This is a genomic window from Paracoccus sanguinis (assembly GCF_900106665.1).
Taxonomy (GTDB): domain Bacteria; phylum Pseudomonadota; class Alphaproteobacteria; order Rhodobacterales; family Rhodobacteraceae; genus Paracoccus; species Paracoccus panacisoli.
This window is the reverse complement of sequence record NZ_FNNA01000001.1, coordinates 1,343,547-1,354,226: the sequence shown is the minus strand read 5'-3', so window position 1 is coordinate 1,354,226 and position 10,680 is coordinate 1,343,547. Positions and strand designations below refer to the sequence as shown.

The following is a 10,680-nucleotide window of genomic DNA, read 5'->3' as shown; positions in this document are numbered from 1 at the left end:
TTGGGGGGCGAGTTGTGGGTCGGGATCGGGGTCGTCGCGGTCGTGACCGCCGGCCCCGTGGTGGCGTTGCCTGAGGGGGCCGCCGCCGTCGCCGGAGTGGTCGTCATCGTGGTGTCGGTCGGAGTGGTCATGACACGGCCTCCCCCACGCTGGGTTCGATGTTGACGAGGAACGCCTTGTACTCCGGCGTCTCGATGTTGGCGTCGCCGACGAAGGGCGTCAGGCTGTTCGGCCCCCAGCCCTTCTTCGCCGCGCCGACGAAGCCCCAGTGCAGCGGAATGCCGACGACATGGACGGGCTTGCCGTCACAGATCAGCGGCTTGATCCGCTTGGTGACGAGCGCCTTCGCCTTGACCTCGCCCCGCTTGGACCACACCCGCACCCAGCCGCCCTTCTCGATGCCCTTCTCGGCGGCCAGCTGCTCGCTGATCTCCACGAAGAACTCGGGCTGCAACGCGGCATTCACCTTGTTGTGCTTGGTCCAGTAGTGGAAATGCTCGGTCAGCCGGTAGCTGGTGGCGACGAACGGGAACTCGGCCGAGTTGCCCAGATGCGCCACGTCCGAGGCGAACACCCGGGCCACCGGGTTGCCGCGCATTCGGGCGTTGAACACGTTCTGGACCGGGCTCTCGAACGGCTCCATGTGGGTCGGGAACGGCCCGTCGCGCATCATCCCGCGGCTGAACAGCCGCGACACCCCTTCGGGGTTCATGATGAACGGCATGACCTCGCCCGGCTTCGCCGTGGGGGCGATGTCGGGGACGTCGTTGCCTTCCCATTTCTCGCCGGTCCACTGGATGATGGGCCGGGTCGGATCCCACGGCTGGCCGTTGAGGTCCGCCGAGGCGCGGTTGTAGAGCGTCCGGCGGTTGACCGGCCAGCTCCACGCCCATTTCGCGTGCACGCCCATCCCCGAGGGGTCGGCGTTGTCGCGGCGGGCCATGTTGTTGCCGTCCTCGTTGAAGCAGCCGGAATAGATCCAGCAGCCGCAGGCGGTGGACCCGTCGTCGCGCAGTTCGGCGAAGCTCTTCACCTGCTTGCCGGCCGCGGTCAGCACCTTGGTCGCGTCCTTGGGGTCGGTCACGTCGCCGAGCGCGCGGCCGTTCAGCTCGCGGGCAAGCTCATCGGGCTTCGGCTCGTTCTGGTCGGCATAGTCCCAGGTCAGGTTCAGGATCGGGTCGGGGAAGACCCCGCCCTCGGCCTGATAGAGCGCTTTCACCCGCAGGTGGATCTGCGCCATGATCCAGGTGTCCAGCCGCGCATCGCCCGGCATGTCCGCCGCCGCCCAGTGCCACTGCAGCCAGCGGCCCGAGTTCACCAGCGCGCCCTCGTCCTCGGCAAAGCACGAGGTCGGAAGCTGGATCACCTCGGTCTGGATCGCGGCGCTGTCCACGTCGTTGTAGGCGCCGTGGTTTTCCCAGAACCGCGCGGTCTCGGTCTCGAGCGGGTCCATCACGACCAGCATCTTGAGCTTGCTCAAGGCGTTGGTGTTCTTGCCGCGGTTGGACAGCGCCATCAGCGGGTTGAACCCCTGGCAGAAGTAGATGTTGACCCGGCCCTGGTCCATCAGCTCGAACATCCGCAGCATGTCGTAGGCCGGGACGTCGAGCTTGGGCAGGTAGTGGAAGGCCCAGTCGTTGTCCACGGTCGCGGCATCCCCCCACATGGATTTCATAAACGAAACCATGAACTTGGGGTAGTTCTGCCAATAGCTGGTCTGGCCCGGCTGCAACGGCTTGAACGCCCGCGACTTGAGATAGGTGGCCCAGTCGGGCTCTTTCTCGGTCGGAATGTTCAGGTAGCCCGGGATCAGGTTCGACATTAGCCCGAGGTCGGTCAGCCCCTGGATGTTCGAGTGTCCGCGCAGCGCGTTCATGCCGCCGCCGGGCACGCCGATGTTGCCGAGGATCAGCTGCAACATCGCCATGCCGCGGATGTTCTGGGCGCCCTTCGAGTGCTGCGTCCAGCCCAGCGCGTACATCGAGGTCATCGTCCTGGTGGGAGACGAGCATTCCCCGATCATCTCGGCAATCTTCAGGAAACGGTCCTGCGGGGTGCCGCAGATCCGCTCGACCATCTCGGGGGTGTAGACCTCGACATGGGCCTTGAGCAGGTTCCAGACGCAGCGCGGGTTCTGCAGCGTGGGATCGGTGACGGCAAAGCCGTCGTCGCCCACGACGTAATCCCAGCTCGACTTGTCGTAGTCGCGCTTCTGCTCGTCGTAGCCCGTGAACAGGCCATCCTGCCAGCCGAACTCGTCCTTGACGATGAAGGCCGCGTTGGTGAACGCCCGGACATAGTCCCACTGGACCTTGTCGTTGGCGATCATCCAGCGGATCAGCCCCATCAGGAAGGCGATGTCGGTCCCCGGCCGGATCGGCGCGTAATAGTCGCTGACGGCCGCCGTCCGCGTGAACCTCGGGTCCACGACGATCAGCTTGGCACCGCGATGGTGCTTGGCTTCAGTGACCCACTTGAACCCGCAGGGGTGGGCTTCGGCGGCGTTGCCGCCCATCACGATCACCAGGTCGGTGTTCTTGATGTCGGTCCAGGAGTTCGTCATCGCTCCACGGCCAAATGTCGGGCCCAAACTGGACACCGTGGGGCCGTGTCAGACGCGCGCCTGATTGTCGAAGCCTACAATTCCCATCGACCGGACGACCTTGTAGGTCAGCCAGGCGGTTTCGTTGGTGGTGGCCGAGGCCGCGAGGAAACCCGTCGTCGTCCAGCGGTTGACGGGCACGCCCGCCTCGTTGGTCTGCAGCAGGTTGGCGTCGCGGTCGTCCTTCATCGCCCGGGCGATGCGGTCGAGCGCCGCGTCCCACGAGATCGGCTCGAACGCGGTGGCGCCGGGCTTGCGGATCATCGGCTGCGTCAGCCGGGTCTCGGCGTTGACGAAATCCTTGAGCGCCGCACCCTTGGGGCACAGCGTTCCGCGGTTGACCGGGTGGTCGGCGTCACCCTCGATGTGCATGACGCGGCGCTTGCCGTCCTCGCCGGGGGCGGCATAGACGATGATGCCGCAGGCCACCGAGCAGTAGGGGCAGGTGTTGCGGGTTTCGGTCATGGCCGCCAGCTTGAAGTCGCGCACATGCGCCAACTCAGCCGCCTCGGCCGTTCCGAACCCCATCGCCCCCAGCGACGTTGCCGCGACACCCGCACCCGCCAGCCTCAGAAAGCTGCGGCGTGAGAGGTCGATGTTCATCCGATCCTCCTTTTTGCCTGTCCACCAAGATAGGTCCGCCCATGATGCGGCCGGCGGGGGCCTTGCGTCAAGCATCGAGGCCCCTTGCGCGAGGGATGTGATCACAGCGCGCTGCGCAGGTCCCACAGGTCGGGAAACAGCACCACGTCCAGCATCCGGCGCAGGTAATCCACCCCCGCCGTCCCCCCGGTGCCGCGCTTGAAGCCGATGATCCGCTCGACCGTGGTCAGGTGGTTGAAGCGCCAGCGGCGGAAGTAGTCCTCGAAATCGACCAGCTTCTCGGCCAGCTCGTAGAGGCTCCAGTACCGCTGCGGGTCGGCGTAGACCGCCCCCCAGGCGGCGCGGGCGGCCGGGTCGGGACGGGTGGGGGCCGCCACATCCGCGGCCGGGGCCACGTCGAACCCGGCCTCCGCCAGCCGCCCCAGCACCACGGCGTAAAGCGAGGGCCGCGCCAGCTCGTCGCGCAGCGCCGCCGCCAGCTCGGGCCGGTGCGCGTGCGGGCCGATCAGCGCCGGGTTGCGGTTGCCGGCGACGAACTCGATCATCCGGTACTGCCAGCTCTGGAAGCCCGAGCTTTCCCCCAGCATCGGCCGGAACTGCTGGTATTCGCTGGGGGTCATGGTCCTGAGCACGTCCCAGGCCGAATTGAGCTGCTCCATGATCCGGGCCACGCGGGCCAGCATCTTGAAGCTTTCGTGCAGCCGCCCGGCCGCGATCGCCTCGCGCGCGGCACCCAGCTCGTGCAGGGCGAGCTTCATCCACAGCTCGCTGGTCTGGTACTGGATGATGAACAGCATCTCGTCGTGGGCGCCCGACAGCGGGTGCTGCGCCGACAGGATCGGGTCGAGCGAGAGGTAGTCGCCATAGGCCATCCGGCCCTGGAACGACAGCCGCGCGCCGTGGTGGCCGGGCGGGGAGGGATCGCGGTCGGTCATCGGGGCACCTCGGCACGGGGCTGGCGGCGCCAGCGGTCGGGGGTCTGGCCCTCGGCGTCGCGGAACACCCGGATCAGGTGGCTCGCGTCGCAGAAGCCGGTGGCGTCGGCGACCCGGGCCAGCGGTGCGTCGCCGCGCGCGATCAGCATCCGCGCCTGCGCCAGCCGCAGCCGCATCGCCGCCGCCGCGGGCGACAGCCCCAGCGCGGCGGCGAAATGCCGTTCGAGCCGGCGCCGCCCGACGCCCAGATGCGCCGCCAGCGCCGCCACCGTGGGCGGGCTGTCCAGCCGCTGCTGCAGGATCATCAGCGCCCGCCGCACCAACGGATCGGCGGTGGACAGCTCGAGCGGCATTCCCGGCTGCGGCTGGTCGCCGAAGGCCGGGGCCCCCGGTCCGCCGGGCGTGTCGATCATCATGATGGCCAGCGCCTTGCGCGCCGCGGCCCGGCCGATGTGCCGATCGACGAGCAGCGCGGCCAGCTGCGCCGCGCTGACCCCGCCCGAGCACGACAGCCGGTCCCCGTCCACCACCAGCGTCCGGTCGCTCACCGGACGCGGTGCGGCGAGACCAGCTGCAGGGCCAGCTCCCGCGGCCCCGAACTCGGCCTGAAACTCGTCGTGGTGAAACCAGCTCACGCAGGCATCCCGGCCCGCCATCAGCCCGGCGCGGGCGAGGATGAAGACCCCCGTGCACACCCCGGCCAGCGGCACCCCCGCCGCCGCCGCCCGCCGCACGAAGGCGCCGAGCGCGGGGTCGAGCGGCTGCGGCGCGCCGATCAGCCCGCCGATCACCACGACGTAATCGTACTGCGCGGGGTTCTCGGGCGCGGTGTCCGGCTCGATCCGCGTGCCGCAACTGGCGCGGATCGCGGTGCCGGGCGTGCCGAGCACCGCCCAGCGGCACAGGATCGGCCGCGAGCGGTCGCCCTCGTCGGCGGCCAGCCGCAGCACATCGACGAAATTGGCATAGGCCGCGAGCGTGAAGCGCCGGGCGAGCACGAACGCCACGTTGAGCCGCGGGGCCCCCGCCGCCCCCCTGCCGACCATGCCTGTGCCGCTCGCCTCCACGCCCCGCGCCCCGTCCGGTTGCTCCTCCGCCCCTGCCTAGCAGGGCGGCGGGGGCGCTGTCACCGCCCGTCACCGCCCGTCACCAGCCGTGGCGGGGCGACACGCTTCCGCTTCGCCGGGCGGGGTGCTACCCCCGTGCCACGCCCACGCCCAAGCCCATGCAAGCCAAGGGGACCGCCATGACCACCGACCCGATCCGCCTGTCGCAACTGTCCCACGGGGGCGGCTGCGGCTGCAAGCTGGCGCCCGCGGTGCTGCGCGAACTGCTGGCGGGCCAGGCGGCGGCGCAGGCCTTCCCGCAGCTTCTGGTCGGGACCGAAACGGCGGACGACGCGGCGGTGTGGCAGGTGTCGGACGACCTCGCGGTGATCGCCACCACGGATTTCTTCATGCCGATGGTGGATGACCCGCACGCCTTCGGCCGCATCGCCGCGACCAACGCCATCTCGGACATCTACGCCATGGGCGGGCGGCCGATCATGGCGCTGGCGATCCTCGGGATGCCCATCGACAAGCTGCCCGCCGCCATGATCCGCGAGATCCTCGAGGGCGGCCGCGCGATCTGCGCCGAGGCCGGCATCCCGGTCGCCGGCGGCCATTCGATCGACTCGCCCGAGCCGATCTACGGCCTTGCGGTGATCGGCCTCGTCCACCCCGTGCGGCTGCGCCGCAATGCCGACGCCAAGCCGGGCGACGCGCTGATCCTGACCAAGGGGCTGGGGGTCGGCATCTACTCGGCGGCGATCAAGAAATCCGCGCTGGATGAGGCCGGCATCGCCGAGATGATCGCCTCGACCACGCTGCTGAACAAGGTCGGCGCGGATCTCGCCGACGACCCGGCCGTCCACGCCATCACCGACGTGACCGGCTTCGGCATCCTCGGCCACGGGCTCGAGGTCGCGCGCGGCTCGAACGCCCGCGTGGTGATCGATCGCGCCCGCCTGCCCTTCCTCACCCGCGCCGAGGAACTGGCCGAGGCGGGCTTCGTCACCGGCGCCTCGCATCGGAACTGGGCCGCCTACGGCGCCGAGGTCACGCTGCCCGAGGGCCTGCCCGACTGGCAGCGCCACCTGCTGACCGACCCGCAGACTTCGGGCGGGCTGCTGGTCGCCGTCGCCCCTGACGCCGCCGAGGCCACCCTCGCCGGCATCCACGCCGCGGGCTACCCGCTGGCCGCCATCGTCGGCCGGGTCGAGGACGGCACCGGCATCACGGTGATCTGACCCCCTCGGGCTGGACCCAAATATCCTGGGGGGAGCGCGCCTCGCGCGCGGGGGGCAAAGCCCCCCTCAAGGTCAATCAGTCCTTGGCGCGCTCGACGTACGAGTTGTCCTCGGTGTTGATCACGATCCGCGTGCCCACGCCGATATGCGGCGGCACCATCACCCGCAGCCCGTTGTCGCAGGTCGCGGGCTTGTAGGACGAGGACGCCGTCTGCCCCTTCACCACCGGCTCGGTCTCGGTGACCTCGACGGTGATCTTCTGCGGCAGCTCCATGGCGATGGGGGCGCCGTCATAGACCTGCAGGAACACCCGCATCCCTTCCTGCAGATAGGCCTTCTGCTCGCCCACCATGTCGGCGGGGGCCACGACCTGCTCGTAGGTCTCGGGCTCCATGAAGTGGAACCCCTCGCCGTCCTCGTAGAGGAAGTCATAGCCGCGCTCGTCCACGTGGGCGCGCTCGACCTGCTCGGTGGTGCGCCAGCGCTCGGAGACCTTCACCCCGTCGGCGATGCGGCGCATATCCACCTGCGTCACGGGCGTGCCCTTGCCGGGGTGGAAGTTCTGGGCGGTCAGCACGACATAGAGCTTGCCGTCCAGTTCGACGACGTTGCCCTTGCGCAGCGAGGAGGCGATGACTTTCACGGACGGTCTTTCTTGCGTTCGGGGGATGCGGGAAATATCGCCGCGCTCTCTAGCTTATCCCGCGCCAAATCGCCAGAGGCCGCCCGTTGCCCGCCCAGACACCGCCCGAAACCCCGTGGTGGGACGCCACCCGCCACGCCGACCGCCGTCCGCTGCTGGTGGCGCGGAACCGCATTCAAGCCGCGATCCGCGGCTGGCTGGCGGCGCAGGACTTCACCGAGGTCGATCCCGCCGCGCTGGCCCGCTCGCCCGGGAACGAGGCGTATCTGCACGGCTTCGCCACCGAGGCGATCGGCAACGACGGCACCCCCCGGACGATGTATCTGCACACCAGCCCCGAGTTCGCGCTGAAGAAGCTGCTCGCCGCGGGCGAGACCCGCATCGCCGCCTTCGCCCATGTCTGGCGCAACCGCGAGCGCGGGGCGCTGCATTCGCCCGAGTTCACCATGCTCGAATGGTATCGCGCGGGCGAGGACTACACCGCGCTGATGGACGACTGCGCGGCGCTCTTGCGACTGGCCGCCGAGGCGGCGGGGGTGACGCGGCTCAGGTTCCGCCATGTGGAGTGCGACCCCTTCGCCGCGCCCGAGCGGCTGTCGGTCGCGGATGCCTTCGCCCGCCACGCGGGCATCGACCTGCTCGCCACGATCGGCGCCGACGGCTCCACCGACCGCGACGGGCTGGCCGCGCGGGCTGAGGCCGCGGGGCTGCGGGTGGCCCCCGATGACGGCTGGTCCGACATCCTGTCGCGCATCCTCGTGGCGCGCGTCGAGCCGCATCTCGGCCACAGCCGCGCCACGATCCTCGACCGCTACCCGGCGCCCGAGGCGGCGCTCGCCCGCCGCGCCGCCGACGACCCGCGCGTGGCCGAGCGGTTCGAGCTCTACGCCTGCGGGGTCGAGCTCGCCAACGGCTTCGGCGAGCTGACCGACCCCGCCGAGCAGCGCCGCCGCTTCACCGCCGAGATGGACGAGCGCGCCCGCGTCTATGGCGAGCGCTACCCGCTGGACGAGGATTTCCTGGCCGCCCTGGCGCAGATGCCGGACGCGAGCGGCATCGCGCTGGGCTTCGACCGGCTGGTGATGCTGGCGACCGGCGCGGCGCGCATCGACGACGTGCAGTGGACCCCGGTTCCCTAACGCGTCCCCTGACCTCCCTTGGACTGATCCAAGGGACAGCTAGCCCAGCCCCTCGCGCTCGAGCGCTTCGCGCACCAGCCCCGGCATCCCGGTCACGTTCAGCTTGCGCTTGAGCGTCGAGGAGGTGTTGGCCACGGTCTTGTAGCTGATCCCGATCTCGTCCGCGATCTGCTGCAGGGACCGGCCGGCGCCGATCAGCGCCAGCACCTGTTCCTCGCGCTCGGTCAGCTCGGCCCGCCGCCCGGCGCCCGCCTGCCGGGTCGCCAGCGCCAGCGCGACGGCGGGCGAGAGGTAATACTCGCCGGCCTCGAGCGCGCGGATCGCGGTGGCGAACTCTTCCGGCGCGGCGTTCTTGGACAGGAACCCCTGCGCCCCCTCGGCCAGCGCGCGGGCGGCGAAGCCGGGCTGGTCGTTCATCGAGAAGACCAGCACCATCGCCTCGGGCGCGCGCTCGCGGATCGGGGCGATCAGTGTCAGCCCCGGCGCGTCGGGCAGGGCGATGTCGAGCACCACGACCGAGGGTTGCTCGGCCTCGAGCGCAGCCAGCGCCTCGGCCCCGGTCATGGCCTTGAGGACGCGGCCATAGCCCAGTTCTGCGAGCAGCCGCCCGCAGCCGAGATGGGTGATCGGATGGTCATCGACCACCAGCGCGACGCGCGGGGCCGCGGGGTCGGGGGAGGGGTCGGGCGCCGTCGGGGCGCGGTCTGCGTCGGTCATCGGGGCTCAGGCAACTGGGTGCAGGGGCGGACGGATCGGCGCCGGGCCGAAGGGCGGCCGACGGCACGGGGCGGGCCGGGCCGGATCGGGCGGGCGCAGCGACCGGACCCCTCGCCCGGGCGCGGTGAACGGCCCGGACAGGGGCGCGGCACGGCCGGAACGCGGGCGGGGCAGGGTCATGCGGCGGCCTCGGGCAGGGTCGCGGTGACTGTGACACCTCGCGGCCCGTCCTGCACGTCAAAACTGCCGCCGAGCAGCGCCACCCGCTCGCGCATCCCGCTGATGCCGTTGCCGTCCGGCGCCCCGCCGCGGCCGCGGCCGTCGTCCGACAGCCGCACCGTCCAGCCCCGGCCGGGCGCGTGGCGGACGCTCGCCGCGATGCGGGTGGCGGCGGCGTGGCGCAGGCTGTTGGTGCTCGCCTCCTGCAGGATGCGATAGATGGTCAGGGCGGTTGCGTCGTCCGGCTCGGGCAGGGTGTCGGGCAGGTCGACGGTCCACGCGACCCCCGCATCACGCGCTCGCGCCTCGGCCATCAGGTCGGCCAGCACGGCCGCGAAGGGCAGCTGCCCCAACGCCATCGGCCGGAGGCCGGCGAGCAGCGCGGAGTTCACCCGGCGGATCTCGGCGGCGATGGACAGGATGTTGTCGGCGTGCTCGCGCAGCGCCGGGTCGGTGGCGCGGTCGCGGATCGCCTGCGCCTCGACCCTCAGCGCGAAAAGGCAGGGCCCGTATTCGTCGTGCAGGTCGCGGGCGATCGCCTTGCGCTCCTGGTCGCCGCGGCCGACCACCTGCCGCGACAGGCGGGCGCGCTCGGCCTCGGCCGCCCCCAGCGCGGCGCCCAGCCGGTCCACGTCCGCGGCGAGCGGGGCGAGGTCGGGCGTCGTCACCGCCCCCGCCCGCGCCGCCAGATCGCCGCGGCCGAGCCGGTTCACCACCTCGCGCAGCCGCGCGAGCGGCGCGAGCCCCGCGCGCAGGATCACCGCCGTCGCCAGCACCTGCGCCAGCGCCGCGGCAGCGGTCAGCAGCGCCAGCGTCCGGGCGTCGCGCCACAGCGCCGCGAGCCCCACCGTGGGGTCGGGGGCGATCATCACCATCCCGTAGCGCAGCCGGTCCTGCACGATGGGCAGTTCGGTCGCCTGCGCGGGCGGCGAGAGCAGCCGCACGAACCAGCGCGGCGGCAGGTCGGGGCGCGGCGTCGCCGTGCCGGGCGACAGGCTGCGGCCGCTCAGCCCCTCATAGACGGTGATGCGGGCGTGGCGCGGCTCGACCAGCCGCTCGGCCAGCGCGGCGGGCAGGCGCTCGCCCGGCACCGTCCCGCTGAGCGTGGCGAGCGCGGCGAGGACGAGGCTGCGGGCCGAATGGCTCGACGCCGCGACCTCGGCTGCGACCGAGGCGCGGGCCCCCAGCGCCAGCGCCACGGCGGCGGCGCCGGTCAGCGCCAGCTGCACGGCCAGAACCAGCGCGACGATGCGGGCGGTCAGCGTCATGCCCGATCCGTGCCACGCCGCCCGCGCCCCCGCAACAATCGCCACCGGCGACGGGCGATGCCGAACGCCCCCGCGACCCGGTGCCGCACGCCCGGCACCCCGGTCGCCCGCCATCCCCCGCACCCCGCCGGGGGCACGATTTTCACCGCCGATTCACCCCCCGCGCGGCGCGCATCACGGGTTGCAACGTCGCGTCACTTTCGCCACGGTGCGGGTGGGAGAAAGTGGCCACGCGGCCACGGGCGCGCCGCCAATGCGCGTCGG

General features: G+C 71.5%; 9 protein-coding genes. 2 read left to right on the top strand and 7 right to left on the bottom strand.

Going from position 1 to position 10,680, the window contains the following annotated elements:
* Positions 1–127: 127 nt before the first annotated feature.
* The 4 genes from fdnG to BLW17_RS06530 all read right to left on the bottom strand — a co-directional run bounded on the left by fdnG (position 128) and on the right by BLW17_RS06530 (position 5,186).
* The gene (fdnG, locus tag BLW17_RS06545) at positions 128–2,599 is read right to left on the bottom strand and encodes a formate dehydrogenase-N subunit alpha (protein WP_211656927.1); all 2,472 of its coding nucleotides are present in this window, start codon (positions 2,597–2,599) and stop codon (positions 128–130) included.
* A gap of 12 nt (positions 2,600–2,611) precedes the next feature.
* Positions 2,612–3,205: a molybdopterin-dependent oxidoreductase gene (locus BLW17_RS19025; protein WP_074826230.1), complete on the bottom strand. Its 594-nt coding sequence runs from the start codon at positions 3,203–3,205 to the stop codon at positions 2,612–2,614.
* A 101-nt stretch (positions 3,206–3,306) separates the two neighbouring features.
* Complete coding sequence (locus BLW17_RS06535; RefSeq protein WP_036732374.1) at positions 3,307–4,140, bottom strand: tryptophan 2,3-dioxygenase; 834 nt, start codon at positions 4,138–4,140, stop codon at positions 3,307–3,309.
* Positions 4,137–5,186 carry a GlxA family transcriptional regulator gene (locus tag BLW17_RS06530; protein WP_036732375.1) on the bottom strand — a complete coding sequence of 350 codons (1,050 nt, stop codon included), beginning with the start codon at positions 5,184–5,186 and terminating at the stop codon, positions 4,137–4,139. The genes BLW17_RS06535 and BLW17_RS06530 overlap by 4 nt, the downstream gene beginning before the upstream one ends.
* A gap of 200 nt (positions 5,187–5,386) precedes the next feature.
* Between BLW17_RS06530 and selD the strand changes: the two genes are divergently transcribed.
* Entirely contained in the window at positions 5,387–6,430 is a 1,044-nt protein-coding gene (selD, locus tag BLW17_RS06525; protein WP_036732377.1) for a selenide, water dikinase SelD, read from the top strand.
* Between the two features lie 76 nt (positions 6,431–6,506).
* Here selD and efp read toward each other — a convergent pair whose 3' ends face one another.
* Entirely contained in the window at positions 6,507–7,073 is a 567-nt protein-coding gene (efp, locus tag BLW17_RS06520) for an elongation factor P (RefSeq protein WP_036701139.1), read from the bottom strand.
* 86 nt (positions 7,074–7,159) lie between these two features.
* Between efp and epmA the strand changes: the two genes are divergently transcribed.
* Positions 7,160–8,212: an EF-P lysine aminoacylase EpmA gene (gene epmA / locus BLW17_RS06515; RefSeq protein ID WP_036732379.1), complete on the top strand. Its 1,053-nt coding sequence runs from the start codon at positions 7,160–7,162 to the stop codon at positions 8,210–8,212.
* A gap of 39 nt (positions 8,213–8,251) precedes the next feature.
* On the opposite strand, the gene BLW17_RS06510 is transcribed toward epmA, so the two are convergent.
* Both BLW17_RS06510 and BLW17_RS06505 read right to left on the bottom strand, forming a co-directional pair.
* Positions 8,252–8,929 carry a response regulator transcription factor gene (locus BLW17_RS06510; RefSeq protein ID WP_083388333.1) on the bottom strand — a complete coding sequence of 226 codons (678 nt, stop codon included), beginning with the start codon at positions 8,927–8,929 and terminating at the stop codon, positions 8,252–8,254.
* Positions 8,930–9,105: 176 nt separating this feature from the next.
* Positions 9,106–10,416, bottom strand: a complete 1,311-nt coding sequence (locus BLW17_RS06505) for a histidine kinase (RefSeq protein WP_036732206.1) — start codon at positions 10,414–10,416, stop codon at positions 9,106–9,108.
* Between the last annotated feature and the right edge of the window lie 264 nt (positions 10,417–10,680).